The 21,484-nt window shown below is 42.4% G+C and carries 17 protein-coding genes and 1 pseudogene; 7 read left to right on the forward strand and 11 right to left on the reverse strand.

Annotated elements, in window-relative coordinates:
- The first annotated feature begins 109 nt into the window (after nt 1-109).
- From rpmH to BDD26_RS00300, 6 genes are all read left to right on the forward strand, one after another.
- On the forward strand, nt 110-250 hold the full coding sequence (rpmH, locus tag BDD26_RS00275; RefSeq protein ID WP_038267117.1) for a 50S ribosomal protein L34: 141 nt from the start codon (nt 110-112) through the stop codon (nt 248-250).
- An 18-nt stretch (nt 251-268) separates the two neighbouring features.
- Nucleotides 269-628, forward strand: coding sequence for a ribonuclease P protein component (rnpA, locus tag BDD26_RS00280; RefSeq protein WP_038267113.1), 360 nt, complete (start codon nt 269-271; stop codon nt 626-628).
- Nucleotides 592-852 (forward strand): membrane protein insertion efficiency factor YidD, encoded by a 261-nt coding sequence (yidD, locus tag BDD26_RS00285; protein ID WP_072022044.1) that lies wholly within the window; start codon nt 592-594, stop codon nt 850-852. The genes rnpA and yidD overlap by 37 nt, the downstream gene beginning before the upstream one ends.
- Before the next feature lie 2 nt (nt 853-854).
- A complete protein-coding gene (gene yidC, locus BDD26_RS00290) occupies nt 855-2,486 on the forward strand; it encodes a membrane protein insertase YidC (protein ID WP_115825245.1) in 1,632 nt (543 codons plus the stop codon).
- A gap of 92 nt (nt 2,487-2,578) precedes the next feature.
- Nucleotides 2,579-3,943 carry a tRNA uridine-5-carboxymethylaminomethyl(34) synthesis GTPase MnmE gene (gene mnmE / locus BDD26_RS00295; RefSeq protein WP_115825246.1) on the forward strand — a complete coding sequence of 455 codons (1,365 nt, stop codon included), beginning with the start codon at nt 2,579-2,581 and terminating at the stop codon, nt 3,941-3,943.
- 187 nt (nt 3,944-4,130) lie between these two features.
- On the forward strand, nt 4,131-5,288 hold the full coding sequence (locus BDD26_RS00300) for a site-specific integrase (RefSeq protein WP_115825247.1): 1,158 nt from the start codon (nt 4,131-4,133) through the stop codon (nt 5,286-5,288).
- Between the two features lie 37 nt (nt 5,289-5,325).
- Here BDD26_RS00300 and BDD26_RS00305 read toward each other — a convergent pair.
- The 9 genes and pseudogenes from BDD26_RS00305 to BDD26_RS00345 all read right to left on the reverse strand — a co-directional run.
- Nucleotides 5,326-5,568, reverse strand: a pseudogene (locus BDD26_RS00305) (P-loop NTPase fold protein); the annotation flags it as partial.
- A gap of 98 nt (nt 5,569-5,666) precedes the next feature.
- On the reverse strand, nt 5,667-8,210 hold the full coding sequence (locus BDD26_RS00310) for a S8 family peptidase (RefSeq protein WP_115825248.1): 2,544 nt from the start codon (nt 8,208-8,210) through the stop codon (nt 5,667-5,669).
- A 44-nt stretch (nt 8,211-8,254) separates the two neighbouring features.
- The gene (locus BDD26_RS00315; protein WP_038264278.1) at nt 8,255-9,244 is read right to left on the reverse strand and encodes an AAA family ATPase; all 990 of its coding nucleotides are present in this window, start codon (nt 9,242-9,244) and stop codon (nt 8,255-8,257) included.
- 78 nt (nt 9,245-9,322) lie between these two features.
- Nucleotides 9,323-9,907, reverse strand: coding sequence for a recombinase family protein (locus BDD26_RS00320; RefSeq protein WP_115825249.1), 585 nt, complete (start codon nt 9,905-9,907; stop codon nt 9,323-9,325).
- A 911-nt stretch (nt 9,908-10,818) separates the two neighbouring features.
- On the reverse strand, nt 10,819-10,974 hold the full coding sequence (locus BDD26_RS19420; protein WP_170140343.1) for a hypothetical protein: 156 nt from the start codon (nt 10,972-10,974) through the stop codon (nt 10,819-10,821).
- Nucleotides 10,971-11,780: an energy transducer TonB gene (locus BDD26_RS00330; protein WP_115825250.1), complete on the reverse strand. Its 810-nt coding sequence runs from the start codon at nt 11,778-11,780 to the stop codon at nt 10,971-10,973. Before BDD26_RS00330 ends, BDD26_RS19420 begins: the two co-directional genes overlap by 4 nt.
- Nucleotides 11,781-11,788: 8 nt before the next feature.
- Nucleotides 11,789-14,740 carry a TonB-dependent receptor domain-containing protein gene (locus BDD26_RS00335; RefSeq protein WP_115825251.1) on the reverse strand — a complete coding sequence of 984 codons (2,952 nt, stop codon included), beginning with the start codon at nt 14,738-14,740 and terminating at the stop codon, nt 11,789-11,791.
- 60 nt (nt 14,741-14,800) lie between these two features.
- Nucleotides 14,801-16,279 (reverse strand): surface lipoprotein assembly modifier, encoded by a 1,479-nt coding sequence (locus tag BDD26_RS00340; RefSeq protein WP_115825252.1) that lies wholly within the window; start codon nt 16,277-16,279, stop codon nt 14,801-14,803.
- Between the two features lie 93 nt (nt 16,280-16,372).
- Nucleotides 16,373-17,113 carry a Slam-dependent surface lipoprotein gene (locus BDD26_RS00345; protein WP_115825253.1) on the reverse strand — a complete coding sequence of 247 codons (741 nt, stop codon included), beginning with the start codon at nt 17,111-17,113 and terminating at the stop codon, nt 16,373-16,375.
- 405 nt (nt 17,114-17,518) lie between these two features.
- Here BDD26_RS00345 and BDD26_RS00350 point away from each other — a divergent pair, with 405 nt between their 5' ends.
- Complete coding sequence (locus BDD26_RS00350) at nt 17,519-18,283, forward strand: hypothetical protein (RefSeq protein WP_038264255.1); 765 nt, start codon at nt 17,519-17,521, stop codon at nt 18,281-18,283.
- On the opposite strand, the gene fdhD is transcribed toward BDD26_RS00350, so the two are convergent.
- Complete coding sequence (gene fdhD / locus BDD26_RS00355; protein ID WP_115825254.1) at nt 18,280-19,110, reverse strand: formate dehydrogenase accessory sulfurtransferase FdhD; 831 nt, start codon at nt 19,108-19,110, stop codon at nt 18,280-18,282. The two genes, BDD26_RS00350 and fdhD, sit on opposite strands and share 4 nt — an antisense overlap.
- A 156-nt stretch (nt 19,111-19,266) precedes the next feature.
- On the reverse strand, nt 19,267-21,357 hold the full coding sequence (locus tag BDD26_RS00360; RefSeq protein WP_244922622.1) for a plasmid pRiA4b ORF-3 family protein: 2,091 nt from the start codon (nt 21,355-21,357) through the stop codon (nt 19,267-19,269).
- Nucleotides 21,358-21,484: the final 127 nt, after the last annotated feature.

Raw genomic sequence — 21,484 nt, forward strand, 5'->3', positions numbered from 1 at the left:
TTTCTATATATTGATGTTGCGATTGAGGCATCGGTGTCTACTTATTTCTCACTGGTCGCCAACGCATTTGCTGAATCAGTTACAAATTTTAAGTTAGGTAGAAATCGCTATGAAACGCACTTTTCAACCATCCGTACTGAAGCGTAACCGTACTCACGGTTTCCGCGCTCGTATGGCCACTAAAAATGGTCGTCAGGTTCTGGCTCGCCGTCGTGCGAAAGGCCGTGCTCGTCTGACCGTTTCTAAGTAATAAAGCTAACCATTCCAAGTGGTTAAGCTCGCTTTTCCGAGGGAGTTACGTTTGTTAACTCCCGAGCATTTCACTTATGTTTTCCAGCAGCCACAACGGGCAAGTTCCGCAGAGATTACCATCCTTGGACGCCTTAATGAGCTGGGGCATCCCCGTATCGGTCTAACCGTCGCCAAAAAAAATGTTAAACGCGCCCATGAGCGTAATCGTATTAAGCGATTGGCTCGTGAAAGTTTTCGTTTAAACCAACATAAATTACCTTCTATGGATTTTGTGATTTTGGTAAGGAAAGGGGTCGCTGAGCTTGATAATCGTGAGCTAACGGAAACGTTAGGCAAATTATGGCGTCGTCACTGTCGTTTGGCTCGCGCCTCTTGATTACTTTAATCAGAGGTTACCAGTTAGTGATTAGTCCACTACTGGGGCCTCGTTGTCGTTTCAACCCTACTTGTTCCCAATATGGTATTGAGGCATTACGCAGGTTTGGAATGATAAAAGGCAGTTGGTTAACGGTGAAACGCGTATTAAAATGCCACCCTTTACACGAAGGTGGTGATGATCCTGTCCCACCTAGAAAAAACGAAGATAACAGAGAACATTAACGATGGATTCGCAACGCAATCTCCTTCTCATCGCTTTGCTGTTTGTTTCGTTCTTGGTCTGGCAGGCGTGGGAGAATGATAAGAACCCACAACCAACAGTACAGATCTCGCACCAAACAAGTTCGCTGAGTAACGAAGCAGGCAATGGGCAAGGCAAACTGATCACCGTGAAAACGGATGTGCTTACGTTGCACATCAATACCCGTGGTGGTGATATTGAAGAGGCTGATCTGCTGGCCTATCCTGATACTCTTGGTTCCAAAACGCCGTTTAAGCTGTTGGAAACGACCCCAGAGTTCACTTATCAGGCTCAAAGTGGATTAACTGGCATTAATGGTCCAGATAATCAAGCTGAGCGTCCTCTCTATACTACTACTCAGAATAGTTATGTTTTGGCTGATGGTCAGAATGAATTGCGTATTCCGATGACTTATACCGCACCAGATGGTGTTGTATATGTTAAAACTTTCGTGTTGAAACGTGGTAACTATGCTGTTTCTGTTGATTACAGCATTGATAACGTGACCGACAAACCGTTGCAGATGGCGTTTTTTGGTCAGTTGAAGCAGAGCGTTAACCTGCCGACACATCGTGATACCGGCAGCAGTAACTTTGCTCTGCATACCTATCGTGGTGCTGCTTATTCTTCTGATGAAGCAAAATACGAAAAATACAAATTTGATGAAATTGAAAGTAAACCGCTTTCCGTAACCACAAAAGGCGGTTGGGTGGCGATGCTCCAGCAGTATTTCGCTACAGCCTGGGTTCCCGGAGAAGGTAAGACCAGTAATTTCTATACCATTGACCTGAAAAACCAGAAAATGGCGATTATCGGGTACAAAGGTGAAACCATCGATATTGCACCAAACAGTAAGCAGAATATCTCCTCTACCCTGTGGGTTGGCCCTGAAATTCAGGACAAAATGGCAACAGTTGCTCCACATCTGGATTTGACTGTTGATTACGGTTGGTTGTGGTTTATTTCCCAGCCTCTGTTCAAACTACTGAAATTCCTGCATGAGTTCATTGGTAATTGGGGCTTCTCCATTATTGCCATTACCTTTATCGTGCGCGGTATCATGTATCCGCTGACTAAAGCGCAATATACTTCTATGGCGAAAATGCGTCTGTTGCAGCCGAAAATCACTGCGATGCGTGAGCGTTACGGTGATGACCGTCAGCGCATGAGTCAGGAAATGATGGCGTTGTACAAAACAGAGAAAGTAAACCCATTGGGTGGCTGTCTGCCTCTGTTGATTCAGATGCCAATCTTCCTTGCATTGTATTACATGCTGATGGGATCTGTTGAACTGCGTCATGCACCATTTATGGGCTGGATTAAGGACTTGTCTGCGCAAGACCCGTACTACATCCTGCCATTGCTGATGGGTGTGACTATGTTTGTGATCCAGAAACTGTCACCAACTACCGTAACTGACCCGATGCAGCAGAAGATCATGACTTACATGCCAGTCGTGTTTACCATCTTCTTCCTGTGGTTCCCGTCTGGTCTGGTGCTGTACTACATCGTCAGTAATCTGGTTACTATTATCCAGCAACAGGTTATTTTCCGCAGTCTGGAAAAACGCGGTTTACATACTCGCGAAAAGAAAGTAGACCTTTCTAAAAAATAAGTCTTTTAAAAATAGATTTTTTTTAAAAATATATAGAGGGCGGTCATTGGCCGCCTTTACTATTTCAGAAAATTGGTAAAAGAGAGAATTTCATGAATACCACCGATACGATAGTCGCTCAGGCCACTCCTCCGGGACGAGGCGGTGTAGGCATTCTGCGTATTTCTGGCCCCAAAGCTGCGGAAGTTGCTGAGGTGGTATTGGGAAAACTCCCGAAACCCCGTTATGCCGAGTACCTGCCGTTCTGTGATCTGGATGGTTCTGTATTAGATCAAGGTATTGCCCTTTATTTCCCAGGCCCTAACTCGTTCACTGGTGAAGATGTGCTGGAACTCCAAGGGCACGGCGGGCCGATTATTCTTGATTTGCTGTTAAAACGTATTCTGACAATTTCCGGTGTGCGCATCGCGAATCCGGGGGAGTTTTCTGAACGCGCGTTTTTGAATGATAAACTTGATTTAGCTCAGGCTGAGGCAATTGCGGATCTGATTGATGCCAGCTCGGAGCAGGCTGCCCGTTCTGCGATGAACTCCTTGCAAGGAACATTCTCCAGGCAGGTTCATCAAATGGTAGAAGCGTTGATTAATCTGCGTATCTACGTTGAAGCGGCGATTGATTTTCCTGACGAAGAAATTGATTTTCTTTCCGATGGCAAGATAGAAGCCAAGTTGGATGAAGTGATTGCAGAACTTGAGCAAGTTCGTTCACAAGCACGTCAAGGCAGCCTTTTACGTGAAGGGATGAACGTAGTGATCGCAGGTCGTCCGAATGCAGGTAAATCCAGTCTACTGAATGCGTTGGCTGGCCGTGAAGCCGCAATTGTCACCGATATTGCGGGTACGACACGCGATGTTTTGCGCGAGCATATTCATATTGATGGCATGCCGCTGCATGTGATTGATACCGCAGGTTTGCGTGAAGCCAGTGATGAAGTAGAGCGTATTGGTATCGAACGCGCATGGCAAGAAATCGAACAAGCTGACAGAGTACTGTTTATGGTGGACAGTACGACAACCAATGCTATCGAACCTGCCCAAATCTGGCCGGAGTTTATGGCAAGGCTGCCTGCATCTCTGCCTGTTACGGTTATTCGTAACAAAACAGATATGACCGGAGAAGAAACCGGTATATCACAGATAAATGGTTACTCATTAATCCGCCTTTCTGCCCGTGAAGGAGAAGGAATTGATTTGCTGCGCGATCATCTAAAAGAAACCATGGGCTTCAACAGTAATATTGAAGGCGGCTTTCTTGCCCGTCGTCGTCATTTACAGGCACTGAATACAGCAACAGAACATTTGCAGGAAGGCCATCAACAATTGGTATTTGCCCGTTCAGGGGAGTTGTTGGCGGAGGAACTGCGTTTAGCACAACAGGCATTGAGTGAAATCACGGGAGAATTTACTTCCGATGATCTGCTTGGACGGATTTTCTCGAGTTTTTGTATTGGGAAATGAAGTCCCAGCCTTTAGGGAAAAAGAAGTCAAAAGACACCAAATGAAAACTAACTAAAGCCTTGTTTAAAGTGGTAAAATCACAAAATCAATGATGGGTTGTTAGTTTTCTTTTTACTTCTCCTCTGTTCTTTTGGTCATATATTGCCCTGCTTGTTCCCCAGCCATATAATCGTGGGGAACACTACCTATGAAAGTATCTATTGAAAAACGACAACCAGACCGCGAAGGAAAGCGTTCTTTGCGCCTGGTGTATTACTACGGCTCCAGCATTGAAGACGGCCAACGTAAACTGAAACGCTCACACGAGCCACTAGACATCTTCATCTATGACAAACCACGCTCTCCGGTAGAACGAGAACACAATAAAGAGGCACTGGGGATCGCTGAGGCTGTAAGATCTAAGAGGCTACTTGAAAGCGAGACATCAAGGCATAAACTGGAGGATCGAACTAAACTCTCAGCCAGTTTCTTCGATTATTACGATTCGGTCACCGACAGCAAAGCTTCTGGTAGCAAATCCAATTATTCGATTTGGGTCTCAGCCGGGCATCATCTAAGGCGCTATCATAGGCGTGCAGAACTTACATTCGAAGATATTAATAGAGCCTTTCTGGAGGGCTTTAAAACCTACCTGTTGAAAAACGCAACCACTAAGTCAGATCAGCTGCTGTCTAAAAATACGGTAAGCAGTTACTTCAACAAGATAAGGGCAGCTCTCAACCAAGCGTACCAAGAAGGGATTATCAGAGATAACCCGGTTAGAATGGTGAAAAGTGTTAAACCAGAAACAAACCAAAGGGTTTATCTGACTTTGGAAGAGATAAAGGCTATGGCAAAAGCAGAATGCTGCTATGACGTCCTCAAACGTGCATTTCTGTTTAGTTGCACAACAGGTCTTCGCTGGTCTGGCATACAGAAGTTGGTTTGGTCAGAAGTGGAAGAATTTGAGCCAGGCCATTTGCGGATTATTTTTAAACAGAAAAAAATCCAGAATGGCGGAACAGCACTGCAGTACCTCGACTTACCAGATTCAGCAGTAAGATTGATGGGGGAACGCAAGAATAACGATGAGCGCGTGTTCAAGGCACTGAGATACAGCAGCTATACCAATGTAGCGTTACTTCATTGGGCCATGCTTGCTGGGGTGACCAAACATGTAACTTTCCATGCTGGTCGGCACTCGTTTGCAGTTAACCAGCTTGCACGGGGCTTAGATATTTATTCATTATCACGCTTACTGGGCCACAGTGAGCTGAGAACAACAGAGATTTATGCTGACATCCTAGACCAAAGACGAAGGGATGCAATGCGGAACTTTCCTGATATCTTTGCAGACAGCCTTTAAAACCTAGCAGTAGACCGAGGGCCAAAACAAAAAGCCATGGATTGAAAGTTACTACTACGTAATTTGATTCTGTTTGTGGGACAGCTTTTATTTCAACGTCCTGCCGAGGTGACAACTCAGATTCGATCATCCGTACAAGCGACGATTTTCCTGCTCCCCATCCTCCCGAAATCCCGATTGAGATAGGCTCACCACCGGTATCTCGTATGAGCTCAGCACAGGCTTTTGCTACTAGGCGAAAGTTAACGTAATCAACGGTTGTTTCATTGTCGTGCCACATATATTTCCTATTAATTCTTTATTCGTCCAATCGCACGAGGCCAACTTGTTAAAAACCAATCTAATCAGAAAAATTAAACCTGTGGCTTTTTGAAAAACTCAAGTTCCAATTTCTACTTGAACCTGATTTTCTATTGCCACTTGAATCTGATTCTCTATTACAGAGTAAATATCAACATTCTCATCTGGAACTTCGATGCTTACAAGAAGGCTAAACCGCACTCTATTTTTCCAACGATCTTCTGCAGTTTTATACTTCCACCATCCACTGACAGGAAAAACAGCTATAGTGTGCATATCAGCTAAATCTTGAGCACTACCCGTCCAGTGATCTGAATGAATTGAACCTCTTGTTCGAAGTTGGCTTCCTAAAAACCACCCATCATTGCCACCTTCTGGTCCATCGTAATCATCCGTATTTGCTAAGCCATTAATGTAAGAGCGGAAGTTAGCAATTGATTGCCCAGGTCTGATGGTTTCAAACCTCAAACCATGAGATTGATAGCTATATCTTGTACGATAGCCTCTCCTTCCAGGATTAGGTTCTATGAAGTACGATAAAGTAACTTTTAGTTTAACCTCTAACTCAGGCGACAAGTTTTGCAACTCAGTCAGAGGCCAAGGTAACTGATAAAGTTTCATTTGTTTTAGTTTAGGATCAGATGATGCCTTAGCATCTTGAGGTTTGATAAATGGTTGAATCTCACCCTCAGCGATCAAAGTAAGTGCATGGTCAGCACTGTATCTAGCTCTATCAATGTTTGTTACACCATACCCAACCGTACGCAACAATGTTTCTTTTGCCACTTTAGGACTATGCACAGCACTTAATAACCCGAATCGTTCCATCATTCGTGGAGTCCACTCCGCAGAGTGAATTATCAAGCCTCGGATAGTCTCAGGCCAAAGTTCAGGATACTCGGCTGTTAACTGAGCCGCACACCTCGAAACTAACGCACATGCAGCGCTTGTATCACTTCCCCGCTCAAAAACCTGACCGGTAGTTTTTCCTGATGTTGTTAATAATCCAACAGTATCTTCATTACTGACTTCCGTCTTATCTGGTGACAAAAGTCGATTCCCACCTTCGGCAACGACATCAGGCTTAAATGGTGCTTGCTTTCTCCATGCCCAATTCACAGAAGAACGACTTGATGGAGCGACATCACCCGCCATTGCAAATGGTGACCAACCTTCAAAATAGGGATCATCATTTGTTGTCATTTCTGTATATGCCCCAACGGTAATAGCATTCCATGCTTGAGCAGGATCTTCTATTTCAGCGAGGTTTACTTGATCCCAGTAATCTTGATCAGGACGAATGTCTAAATTATTACCAGCAGAAATAACAAAAAGTCTCCGCTTTCCATCTTGCATACCAGAGGTAAATTGATCAATTTCTGCAGACCATGACGAAGGTCTACCACTTTCTCTTTCATGATCAGAAGTAACAGCAAGACTATATACTCGGTTTATATCTGGTCTATCTATTTCAAGTTTGTATGCTGTTCCTACAGTTATAGCACCATACAACAAGGGATCATTATTACCTTGAGAAGGTAATATTCTTGCCGATTCAATTATATGTGATAAATGAATAGAGTTGTTTTCCAATACAACATCCATCAAATTCCCAAATGCTGCAAGCCCTGCCTGTAAAGAACCATGTTCATTAAATGGAGCTAGTGGTTTATATTGGTCATATTTAGGCCAATCAGGATCCCAAGAGACGGAGTAATCATCGCAACAAACTGTACTTAACAAACGATTATGATAATTAACCCCAGTATCAAGTATGGATACACTCGTTATTATATTTTCGGAAAAAGTAATTCTTTCTGAAATACTTTGCAGCCACTGTTGTTGCTCTTTTGGTGAAGAGCTAATGATAGGAACTGGTGTATCCTTCGCTTTTCGAATTTCTTCTAAATTTGAAATTAATTCAGGAGCTTTTTCTAATTTATTAACTGAGGCTTTAATAAGAACAACAAAAGAATTGAAAAATGATATAGAGGTGTTTCCTAAACGACCATTAACTCTTTCTGCAAGAGACTCTGCTATTTTTTCAACACCGTCCACTGTGTTTTTTTTCAGCCACAATTCCCACCAAACATCAAGATCTCGATCTGTAGGAAATAATTCTGGAGGATCTGTCCAAAATGACTCTAAACTTGCAAGCCTGATCTCAGAAATGCTATCTATTAATGTGTGATTTCGAGGAAAAGAAACGCCATCTTTATTTGGCTTTCCGTCTTTCTGAGGATCTAAATACTGTTGTATTTTTTTAAGGAATGTATCTCGCCGATCTTCAGGTATGAAAACTAAGGCTAACTCCCTATCTCCTCTCATCTGACAAGAACAGAGTTTAAAATCTCTGTTATCTAAACTATCTAATGGAAGCTTACATCCATCAACTCCTATAATTTCAACATATATCCCAGAATCATCTGTGATAGTATCAATTTCATGTTCTCTTTGTTGGTTATAAGCATCTATTAAATTTTGATATTGACCTCTCAAATGACTTCCATGTTGGTTTCTATCTCGTCCAGGAACACTTGGATTTCGACCAGTCCTTCTAGATTTAAATTTTTCCTCAATGAAAAACCTAGCTACATCTAAATGCTTCCTTTTAGAAACCATATAATTCCCTCCTTTTAGAAACCATATAATTCCCTTACAAGTTTTTATTTATTATTACCTGACTGCCTTCTTGAAAAGGCCTTTAATAGTGTTTCACTTGTTATTTTTGCATTAAAATTCAAAACAGCTTCTTTAGCTGCATCTTCACAAGATCGAGTAATTTCAGCAGAACTCAAACCATTCGCAGCTTCTGCAACCATATTCCAATCAAAGTCATCAGTATCGAAAAGTGATAGGCGATTTTGAATTAGAAGACATATTTGATCAAATTTTGGTTTTTCAAACCTAATGATGTCATCAAATCTTCTATAAAGCGCTTGGTCTAGTAATTCTGGATGGTTTGTAGCGGCAACAATTATACTCTCTGACGCATCTTGCTCTACAAATAACAAAAAAGAGTTTAATACCCTACGAATTTCCCCAACATCATTGGGTGCACCTCGTTGAGTTCCGATAGCATCAAATTCGTCAAAAAGATAAACAGCTCTTGTTTGACGTATGTGATCAAAGATTAACCGCAACTTTGAAGCAGTCTCTCCCATAAAACGTGTAATTAGGTTATCCAGAACTATTGTATAAAGAGGTAATTTTAACTCTGTGGCTAACATAGATGCAGACATTGTCTTACCAGTTCCTGGAGAACCAGTAAAAAGGAGTTTTCTACGCGGCTGCAAACCAAACTGACTAAGTTTGTCTTTCTGACGTTGTTCTAATATCACCTTTTCCATACGTTCTTGTATGTCATCAGAAAGAACAAGCTCATTAAGACGAACACTGTGTGGTGTGAGTTCTAATAAACCTTTTAACTCACTTTGATTCTGTTGAGCAAATGGAATAGTTCTAGACGATGCTAGCCCCAGCTTACTGGTAGATCGTTGAGATTTTTCAACAAGATTTTTAATATCGCTAGCAAGCTTGTTATGCCCCTGTCGAGCTTCTTTGGCAGCAACCTGAAGGGCAACAGAGTAAAAACGCTGATCGTCACGCTCAGCGTGACTCTTTAAAAGCGCTTTCAGTTGTTCCGCAGTAGCCATTAGTTAATCTCCATAAGACGGGGCGACCTTACCATTTTTATACAATAAAGTATGTGTAGTATGACAGAGTTTAAGCTATTAATCCCCAATAGAATTTTGTACACTCACCACCCCAACATGATTATAAATAGTCGTTCTAGATACTCCATATCGTCTAGCAACATCAGATACAGGAATAGAGCCATCCTTGAGTAATTCATTAATTTCCCTAATGTCTTTTTTCTGTAACTTTGGCTTCCTTCCCCCCAAGCGCCCGCGTGCTCTTGCTGCTTCCAATCCCGCCTTGGTACGTTCGCTAATCAAATTCCGCTCAAATTCCGCTAAAGCAGCAAACACATGAGAAACCAACTTTCCAGAAGCACTGTTAGTCTCAATCTGCTCTTGTAAGCTCAGAAATCCAACCTGCCGTTCATCAACCAGATGGGTAACAACTTTCACCAAATCACCTAAGCTACGACCCAGCCTATCCAGCCTCCAAACTACTAACGTATCTCCGGGCCTAAGAGCCTTTAGGCAGTTATCAAGTTCTGGCCGGGCAATATTTTTCCCACTGGCCTTGTCCTCATAGATGATTCTACAACCGGCAGCAGTCAACGCATCCCGCTGAAGATGCAGGTTCTGGTCGTCGGTTGAAACTCTGGCATAGCCGATTTTTTGATTCATGTACGTTTAATTTACATAGAATTATTTACGAGAATTTTAACATTTTTTGATTAAAATACCAACCAATACATAAGTTCCTTAGGTGTTCAATAAACGGTGGTTTGATGAACAAAAAAGAAAGAACCGGTATATGGGAATACCGCACGATAAGGGCTGCTATGCGAAGCAAAGGGGATCGAGCTAAAATAAGCAGTAGACAAGAAAGGAGTTGTTCAATGAGAGAACATCAAAGAAATTGCGACGACATGGCAGAGAGAAATGCCCTGAAAGAGCTTTTGGAGCATGCCGAACCGAGATATTTCGTGCGGAAGAACGCTTTCATCAGAAGATATCAGAGAGAATCTCAAGGAACTGGCTGTTCAGTTCAAAAGGTGATCGTATGTGGGAACGTTGCACGACGTAGTAGTTAGAGCCAAGCATAACAAAGCTGTGATATGTTCTTTCAGAACAAAGTATTACTAAGCGCATTGTGAATGCGAGGGAAAAATTCCTGATCCACATTTACTCCCAAAAAAATCACAATAAATTGTTTTATAACTAATTTATAGTTTTTGTATTGGAAGTGAAGCTGGTAAATAATGGAATAAAACAGCAAACAAATGCAGATTATTTAATTATTTCAAATAGTTAAATACAAGCGTGAGTGAGGGTGAAACACTCGATTTTGTATGTATACGATAAATCCAAAATTGCTGCGCGGTTTAAAAAATCACTTATTGTTACACTCTGAGTAATGAATATGATATATGCAAACATCTAGTTTAGTATCTGTTAAATATTCATACTCAGAGTGTGAAAATGTCTTCAAAATTAAACTGGCTAGTAAATCATACTGCTCCCGGATCATTGATTCTGCAACAGTGGTGGCTGGTTGACTAAATCGGCAACATCATCGGGAGTTTGTGATCTGCCTAATGTGATACCATCAACAAACTTTTTATAAGTTGCACCTTTTTCAGACCAGTCAGTTCGACAAAGCGTTCATCAATTTTGACCCACACATCAGTCCCGACAATGCCTGCATCGTTGATCATGATATCGAAACCACCTAAAAAGTAATTTGTCAATTCAACTCAAAGCTAATTTGCAGTGTGATATCTGCTGCCAGATTTGCAGGTTTCGGGCCAATGGATTTAGCAAGACTGAGGGCTTTTAAAGCCTCATTATCCATTGTACTGTAACCGGAGGATTGAACGACTCTGGCTGTGGTAATTGAACCATCATCTTGCAGTGTAAAATTGACGGTAACTGTACCTTCCTGTCTCATGCGTTTTGCTTTGCGGGGATAACGTTTATGGCGTTCAATTTCCTGTCTGAGTTTTGTACGGTAATTATCCGACTCACGATTACCTTGACCCATCACGGGTTGTGAAGTTGTTGCTCTGCTCATGCCGCCTTGTGAATTGATCTGCTCAATGCCATTGGTTTCCAGCTCTTTTAGGTGCTGTTCCTGATCGGGTTGAACAGATTGTTTTTCTACGTTTTCTTTCGGTTTTTCTTTTCGCTGCTTTTTCGGTTTTTGAATTTTGACTGGCTCGACAGGCTTCTTGATCTTTTTTTCTGTTTGTTTATTCAGTGTAATTGCTGGCGTTGTTGGTGATTCAGGAACAGTTGGCAGTGGCTGAGATAATTCAACAGGTTCTGGTTCCTCCTTCCACGATGGAGCCGCGACCATAGTGATCGAAAATTCTTTCTCAGGCGAATTTTGGTTGAGATGGTGAGCACTATCATCGTAAAAATCTGTATGTCGGTTTAACAGCCATATCAGACTGATATGCACTAAAACAGCAATCAGAATACCAACCAGAAAGCGTTTATTGAGCGTCAACGGAACATAGTTAGCAGAATTGTCAGATATGGCTGTGTTGATCATATTATCCTCTAAAACTGGCTGGTAAGACTGAGTTTAAAGGTTCTGCCCGGTGCCGGTATCATTGAGCGCGTCAGCGGATCAAGATAATAGCGGTTGGTTAAGTTAGTACCAGTCAGCTCCATTGATATGGTAGGGGTGATCTGATAGCTAACATAAGCATCGACAGTGAATACCGGATTCCAGCGCATTGGATTGTTGGTCTGTCCTTTATAAACATCCGGCAAAGCCTCCATCAACCATTTTTCATCTTTATTTTCTGCTCCGCTGTGATAGAGCATCCGGCTGCCCAGTTCCAGTTTTTCATCAAACAGACGTCCGCCAATTTTCAGATTAGCTGAATATTTTGGCTGGATGGAAGTCCGCAGATAACCGCCCGGAAAACCGCCATCAATACATTCAGAGATACCGTAACGATTCTGGGAGTCCATTCTTGCGACTGAGTTATTGTCACATACCTTATTTTTCATATTGTAGACCAAGCCCATATCGGTAAAGAAACTGCCATTGTCATAACGTGCCTGTAATTCCAGACCGGCCAGTTTCTGTTTATCCAGTTGGGAGAATTTGTAGGTATTGTCGCGGTCGAACACATTTTCAATGATGGTGTTGTAATAGGAGAGTTTGATATCCGCATTGCGTTCAGCATTAACTAATTGACTGAAATCATAAACGAAACCCACTTCTATGGTTTTGGCTCGTTCTGGTTTGAATTGTCCGCCAATGATATTATTTTGGACACCCGAAAAACCGACCGTATCCTCAAAAATACTGGGCATTTTTACTGCTTCGGCATAGCGAGTGTAAATGCGGAAATCATCCGTAACATAGGCTGTGGCAGAGAATGTCGGCGCCCAGGCGTGATCCTTACGTTTTGGAGCTGGTTCCCAGGGATCGGCAGCTTCAGAGCCAGATACACTATTCGCATCGACTGCCATCCCATATTCATATTTAAAGGCTTCTTTGCCACTTATTGGATCGATGATTTTCTCATCCATATCCAGTTGACCGTTGAAGTAAGGATTTTGGTTCTTTTTGAGCTGCCCATTGCTGGAATCATATTCCCAAGTGAAATTTTCTTTAACCATCCAACGCCCCTGCCCATGACGATCACTTTTAAATTGAATTTTTTTTACTTTATTACGTAACTCTTTTTTTTCTTTTCTATTGAGTTTGGAATAGTAATCGTCATTCGATTTTTTCTTAAAATATTCAGATTCTTCTGTCGTTGCTGTTCGCCAATAGCTCATTTCATGCCCGATGTTCTCTCCGGGTTTTTTGTAACGCTCATCTCTTGCAGTACGCCGTTCATTGAGAAAATCATCTTTGGACCAATAGGAAACACGTTTAGCACCAGCGCTTAATGCCAGCCATGAAGCAGGGCGCCAGTCAAAGTTAAAAGCGAGATTGATTTCCTGACGCTGCCCTTTCCTTGCTGGTGACTGAAAAAAATACATATTTTGAGGATTGTATTCATCATTGGAATCCAGGTGTTCGCGCTGAAAATTTCCCATCAGGGTCAAGTCCAGATTACGGGTCAGCTCAAATTTATTAGAAATATCCACGCCCCAGCGATTATTTTGAGAATTGGTAACAGCTGTATTTATCAAGGTGCCATCAATATAGGAGGTCTTGTTGCCACGATTTTTTTCCCATTGATAATCCCTGCTAACTGGACTGCGGGGATATCCGCCCGCGGTATTGGTATTACTTGTCGTGCGGGTTGTCCACAAATTCATATCGAAATCGATATAAGGGTTTTCAGCAGGGTGCCATTTATAAGTCAGGTTAGCCGCTTGTTGGCGGACATTAGCCAGTGGCCATTGGGGGACGACGTTGTCTTCAGCAAGTACCATCGCCAGTCTTGAAGGCATAATATCGCCGAACTGCATACGAGTATTGCGGAAACCGAGTTGTAGCGCTTGATCATCGGTGAAATGCCAGGTGTTTTTGATTAACACAGACTGCATCTCACTGGAGGTATTGGGAACTTCATTGCCCGGGCGATAGATGCGGGCTGCAAAAGGCAGATAAGGGTCTAAACTTGTCTGTGGTTCAGTCATCAGTTTTTTATCAGCTTCTGTCACGGCTTCATCATAACGATGGGCACCACCTTTACCGGCAAAATAGTTACCCTGACGACGGTATGCATAAGCCAGCATTAAATCAAAATATTGTTGCCTTGTGCCCACTGCGATGCGGAACGCATTATCTTTGAATCCAAACAGTTTATTGTCTTTTGACGAATGTGGCGTGATTTTTAAGGCAGGATCAGTTTCAGCATCTTTATAGGTAAAGTTGGGTATATCACGGTAATCTTGCCCCAGTGACAAAGAAGGGATACGTTCCCTGACTGAGTTACTGCTGGTTTCCAATTTGGTATTGATGCCAAACGTTTCACCTTCCGGCACCACATCATCAATATTTAGTGTTTTGATAGCAACTGCTCCACCGATAGATCCTTTGACCTTACGATTAAGGGAGGGGCCTTTTTCGATTTCAATACTGCTGATTAAGTTCGGATCAATGTAGTTGCGGTTATTGGCACCGTTGTAACCACGCCCAACGGTAATGGCCTGTTCTGTTCCATCAATAGTGACGGGAATACGTCCTTGCCCCTGAACACCACGGATATTGATATCTAAGGCACCACTATTGCGGGCATCACCGCTATACACACCAACGGCACCTTTGATCAAATCGGCGGGAGATGCGCCCTTGTAGCGTTCGATCTCTTTTTTACCGATATAGATATTGGAGATATCTTTGTCATAGACCGCATCATAACCGGTTTTATCTTTATCACTGTTATCTGTAACCCGAATTTTACCTAGATCAGTCTTGCCACTTGATGTTGTGACGGCAGGTTTGGATTCAGCAAACAGCGGTGGCGCTGCCAGTGAAAAGGCCAGAGATAAGGCCACTGTGATGGGAGTAAGCCGGGTTTTAATTCGATATGCCATTGATATCCCTCGTCTCATTTATCAATTATCATTGCGCCAATGAAAATCATCAGATTTTGCTTAAAAATACTTTTCCAGCCGGATCAGCACTTCGTTTTTGTTAAAGCTGTATAGCCAATCTACATTGCTATGATTGCGTCGGTGGCGGAAAGTCACAGAGGGGGTCATGCCCAATATTTCAGCGGCAGGAACTTTGATAACGGCGGTATAAATCTGCTCCGTATCCTGACGTCTGGCTCTAAGCATCGGGCTGTAAGCGCCAAAGCGCCGATCCCGCAGTGTAGCAAACAGTGATCCATTGATACCGGGGTAGATTTGCCCGGCAATCCCCGCACGGGCACCCCATTGTTGATAACGGTCTACGGGATACAGGTCGTTATCCCGATAAACCCAGTCACCACCGCCAAACAGGATAAATTCTTTGTTGATGGCGTGGGATAAAGTGAGGTAAGAAGAGGTGAGTTCACCGTCTTTCCTGCGGTAATGCTGTTGATGGTGCAATTGTTTGTGTTCAAGTTCAACATTAAGGGCAGTTTGAGAAGTAATGCCCCATCTCCACTCAGTTTTGAGACCTGTGGCACGATAAAAAGTATTACCAGCACGTTGCTTATATTCAAACACAGGGCCAAAAGAGATATTGTGCTTCCTGTTTTTATAACTGTAGCCACCGATTAGCTGGAAAGTGTTTTCGTTCTCATCATGGTAATCACGGTAATTTTCACCATAAATCAGGCCGCGGCCAAAAATACCATGGTGACCGGAAAGCTGGTATCGTCGGCTTAATGTTGCGTCATAAGATACTCCCCATGCTTTGATGGCCTTGGGGATTTGACCTCGATAGATTTGGTGATTTTTTAGATCATAGTACTGATAGAAGTGATCCTGGTCAGGAGACATATTGACGTTATCGTTATAGGCATAACCGGCAGAGAAAGAGCCGCGCCAGCTATTTCTTAAGCTTATTGCTTCCAGATAGCTATTGATATTTTTCAGCACTACTTCTGGTAGCTTTTTTGCTTGATACAATTCAGTAAACAATTCCTCTGCTTCCCGATTTTTATGATCCTCAAAATAGGCACGGGCTAATTCCAGTTTGACGCGAGGAAAATCGGGCTGTTGGTTCAGGATTTGTTGATAATGATAGGCAGCGAGATCTAAATTTCCGTCAAGGCGGGCCAGCCCACCTTGGGCAAAATTCACCAACATAACATCGTGTTCCGGCAATTTCAGGTATGCTGCCAGAAAACGCCTGACGTCTGACCATTGTTGATGGTTAACAGCGAGGAAGAGTGCCTGACCGATATCATTAATATTATTTTCGACCTGAAAAGGTTGCCCATTAATGACAATCAATGATGAGTTATTTTCAATGAAAACAGGATCTGGTGTAATCAGATTAGTTTCTTTCTCCTGTTGGTTATGCTGTGCTTCTTGCCAGATTTTACGTGAAGTATCTTCGTCATCAGCATAAATGGGTAAAGAGAAGCATAAGGCTATCAATGACGTTAATAATATTGGCGTTTTTCTATTGTCAGACATTGGGAAAACCGGATTGCAAAGTTCATGCTACTAGAAAAAATAAAAACAAAGAACAGTACCCAATTAGGGCTCTGTTCTTTGAAAAATTAATAATTACTGTTTAGAGCCACCGAAAGCGGTATCTTTGGAACTGTCGCCAGCAAATTTAGCATATCCAGCCAGACTGGATGCATTATCGCCAAAGAAATGACCTTCTGTCGTCCCGGCAAGGTTGCCAATTTTAGCGTCACCCTCAAACGTAGCATCAGAATGGATATCAGCATCAATACTTATTGTCATTGCAGCATTTGACATCGAACCACTCAGCGTTTCCGCACCGAAATCTGCTGTAAATGTACCGGACAGAGCATTATTACCGCTGTATTGGTTAATACCTGTTACTGTATAGGTCGCTGTACCATCGGTTGGAATGTTGGTAGTGATATCCTTGCCAGCGTAATAAACCGTATGGGTTTTGTCATCGGCTTTACCAGTCTGAGACCATTCACCAAAGTACACATCGGCATTAGCGACTTTGCTGAAATGGAATACCCCCATACCGCCGTGAGAACCAGGGGCACCTGCCATTGAGATATTATGAATACCATTGTTGTCAGCAGGAGCCATGTGGGTTAGGCCAGCAAATCCGATGATTTTACCACCGTAAACGGAACTGACACCAATACCCGGTTCACCACCTGCGCCACCATGTGGGCCTCTACCTGCTTCAGTAGCACCCACCTTAATATGTGGTGTTGTTTCCATCTGACTCTGACCAAATCCTACTGCTGCCTGAGCCTGCGCCATAAATCCTAATGTTCCTAAAGCGGCAACTAATACTTTAATCTTTCTCATTATTATCCTCGTTTGGAGTAGGGGTTCCTTTTTTACCCCATCATGAAAAACAGACTGATTTATTGCGTAAAGAAAATTACACCGTTCATGTGATAATGTAAATGATAGTGATTCTTGTTTGTCTTTGGTTTTTTGGGGTGGATACAGGAAATTTATTTATAACGTATTAAATTTTAATGCTTTTTGTTTTTTTGAAAAAGAGAGAAAGTAATTTGTTTTTTGTCAAAAATGTGATGTTAGTAAACTTAATCACTTAATATTATTGTGGTATTAATGTTCTGATTTTTGTTCAGTAAAATAGTCATCTATGCCCGATGGATTGTTTTATAGTCGTTTTGATGCAACCCGAAATTTATTTATATATTTATCAATCTAATATTTGTTTGATGTAATATGGAACTCGTTATGAATGCCGAAATCATTATTCAATCAGCGAAAGAAAGGGAAGATTTCAGGGAAGAAACAAACGATATTATCAGAGCTAATTGGCCGGAGTTTATGGATTACGATGCGGTAGCCTGGCAATATTGGGATATGTTATATGAGCCTGATTTTAATCATTTTCAAAAGTGTGCCATCCTGAAACAAGGGCAACAAGAACGTCTGATTGGATTGTTGAATTCAATACCTTTTCCGTGGGAGCAACCTTCCTTAAATCAACTGCCTGACGATGGGTGGGATGCGATATTACGTAATGGGGCAGAGGCTAAGGGAAAAAAGCAAGCGAATATGCTGTCAGCCCTGTCTGTTACCGTTGATCCTGAATTTCGTGGACATAATGTACCAGCTTTATTGATTAATGGTGTGAAACAAACTGCCCGTGAAGCGGGGTTGCAAGGGATGGTTGTTCCTGTCAGGCCAAGTCTGAAAAGCTGTTATCCACTGCAAGATTTTGTCGAATACTGTAACTGGAAAAATGAAAAAGGGGAGCCATTTGATCCCTGGGTGCGTACTCATTGGCGTTTAGGAGCCAAAATCATTAAACCTGCACTCCGTTCAATGAATATTTACGGTACAGTGGAAGAGTGGCAAGAATGGACAGGAATGAAATTCCCGCAAAGCGGGGAATACATTATTCCGGGTGGATTGGTGCCATTGGTGGTGGATACGGAGAAACAGACGGCCCACTACATTGAACCCAATTTGTGGATGTTTCATAGCATTGATTAATCTTTTAGCCGTTGAGGATGTGTATATATTGTCGCTCGTCCCGGTTTACAGAAACCTGCCAGTGTCAGGTTACATTTTTCCGCTACCTCGATTGCAAGTGAAGTAGCGGCAGAAACTGCAAACAATATTTCCACTCCACAATTAGCGGATTTTTGCACCATTTCATAACTGGCCCGGCTGGAAACCAAAACTGCCCCTTGCTGCCAGCTTGTTTTTGATCGCATTCCCAGTAACTTATCCAACGCAACATGGCGACCAACGTCTTCGCATCCACCCAGTAAATATCCTTCTGAGTTAATCCAACCCGCAGCATGGGTACACCCCGTTATTGCGCCGATATTTTGCAGACGGGATAATTGTGAAAGCGCCTGATCCAGACAGCTTAATGAGAAATTTTGTGTAAAGGGCAGGGGAGTGATTGGGCGAAATATTTCAGATATCTGTTCGGTGCCACAAATACCACAACCTGTTCTGCCAGCCATACTGCGACGACGCTCTTTCAATTCAGCAAAACGGCGGCTGGAGAGTTCGATATGTAATTCAATGCCGCCGTGACAACTGATGACTGAATCAATACCACGAATTTCCTGTGGAGAAATGATGATCCCTTCCGATAATGAGAAGCCGATTGCGAAATGTTCGAGATCTTTCGGGCTTGCCATCATCACAACGTGAGAAATTCCGTTGTAAACTAAGGCAATGGGGACTTCTTCTGCCACCCAATCCTGTTTGGGGCTGTTCAGATGATTTTTTTGTTGTACATAGATACGGGAAGTACCGCAAATCTTATCAATGATTACGTGGTTTCCTGACCTTGCGTTATCCATCTGCTTCATTCTCCATCGGATTAATTTATGATGCTGTTGACTGAATATCGTCGGCTCAATCCGGCGTTTGAGCTGTCAGTAAAAATACCAGAGACGATTTTTTTCTCCGGTTTTACTGACATTATTGTTTGAACAGCTCTTTATTCGAATAAAAAACTATTCGAATAGCTTTCTGAGTCTACGATTCGCTTCTTGTTTATCAAAAGGTTCAAGTGATTCACTTGGGGATAACCCGATATACTCCAGGTGCTCTGCTTCGTCTTCGGTCAATAGTTTCCTCTTTCTCAACTTGAGTAAATAATTCCATTCCCAAACACCGCCAGAATCTTCAGTCGGACATACCCCGTTACCTGCGGTAACATTAGGCTGAAGGATATCTTTTTCAAGCACCTTCTCTACTGTTATCAGATGGAGCCAGTCATCACCAAAGTCATACTGATAGTTGAGATTATCGCCAATATCACGTAAGAATAAACCAATACATACTTGGTCATAATTTTCTTCCGGGATTTCTATTCCCCCAAGGTCAAAACGAAACAGGTGAGCATTTTCCCATCCCATGGTACTTTGTATCACATCGTGCAATTCATTCAGTGTCATCTGGTTACTGATATGAACCCGACGCCAGACAGCAGGGCTTGCTTCCAGTAAGCTGATTTTGATAACCAACCCTTGCGGTGGGACTGAAGCTGAGAGGTCGTCCAGATCCATAGTAAAGAGCTGAAAACTGAGTTCAGATAAGGTATCAAATAAACCAAATCTTTTACGGTTTATCGCCGGATCGTGGAGCGCATGAGCCAAATCCAGATATTCATTCGTTAAACGTTTCTCTTCTGGTGGTAACTTATATCTCTCGACAGCGGCGGAGTAGGTCAGACGCCCGGTAAACACATCCTTGTTTGCATAATAGTAGAGTTTCAACAAGTCTCTGGGCTTTTTCGCTTTCAATATACATTCTTCTGGTGCCAGCCAGCTCATCATGAGTGCTGATTGAACCGCGTGGCCAAGGTTGACGTAACCGAGGCGACTCTGTTCTTGCCGCTTCGGGTTTACCTCATAACCCAATTTCTGGCTCCATTGTTCAAGATTAAACTCTTCTGGTTGAGTCCAGTCGATAGGCAATTGTGACAACCAATAAAGTGAGTAAAGGTCGAGAGGTGTATTTTTAGTTTGCTGAACGGAAAAGATCCACGGTAGCACTTGTTGCAGCCAGTCTGGAGATACAGGCGTAAATTCAACATTGGTATCGGTACTTAATTGTGCTATTAACTCACTGAGTGTTTGGTCAGGGGTGATATTCAATAAGGTTTCCCGGATACCAGATTTAAAATCCAGCATCATACTTATCTGGTATTCCTGACCATCCAGTGTGGCTTTCATCATCATACTAGCGCAATCATTGCCATCAACCTGGGTGGCGTATAGTTCGTATATTTCTGCTGTCGTCCGTGCTTTATGGTGCGCCAGTGCGCGTTTTTTCCATCGCTTCATATAGGGTTTAATTGAAGGATGGCGGTTAAAGCGGGTACACAGGTTTATAAGTTGCAAGTAGGATAAATTTTTCCAGGCAGAAGAAGGAGATTGATCCAGCACCTGTGCACTGGTAAGTGCTATTGGTTCCTCAAAGTATTGAGTCAGCAAAAGTAGTGCGTCAATGCCCCATGAATACTGAATTACTTCCGACAGTATATGGTGTAACGCTTCAAGGGGCGCAACAGAAAAACCATCTTCGAAAAACTCAATGAATTCGATACCGGATTTAAGATTAAGCTCATGAATCAGTTGTTTTAATTTGGGAGGCTGTTGGGGAAAAGAAGCCACATTTGTGTTATCGGTATACTTTGTAATATCCAGCAGATGAGCGATGTCAGTTTTGATGTGAAACTGGTATCTCTTCAAGATTGAGGAGCATAACAACACGTTCTCACTACGTAGCTCGAAGTTTTCTTTAGCATAATTTAGAATTAATTCAATGGCTTGTTCAAATTGTTGTTTGACTTCCTTAGGTGAATTGACAGAGATTAACGCGAGTTCTGAGATGGCAACTTCAAGCCAATCCTGAACGCTGTCTCCTATATCATCCATCGTTTCCTCAGGTAGAGTTAATGCCGTAGTGATCATCAAAAAGGTATTCTCTGGATTGGCAAACCACTGAACTTGCTTTGGGGTTAAATGCCGTTGCTTCTCAGGCTGGAGGGCATATTCTTCTATTGCGGAGAATAATTTTTCAGGTGTTAGTTTCATCATCAATCTCTTCTATTTTCAATATATTAATCAATAAGAAATAATCATGATTGTACTGTCCAATCTAACCTAGATTGTAAATATAGTTATTAACAGCATTTCATTCTGATAATACTCTTATTTGTCACTA

It is taken from the genome of Xenorhabdus cabanillasii, assembly GCF_003386665.1.
Classification (GTDB): Bacteria; Pseudomonadota; Gammaproteobacteria; order Enterobacterales; family Enterobacteriaceae; genus Xenorhabdus; species Xenorhabdus cabanillasii.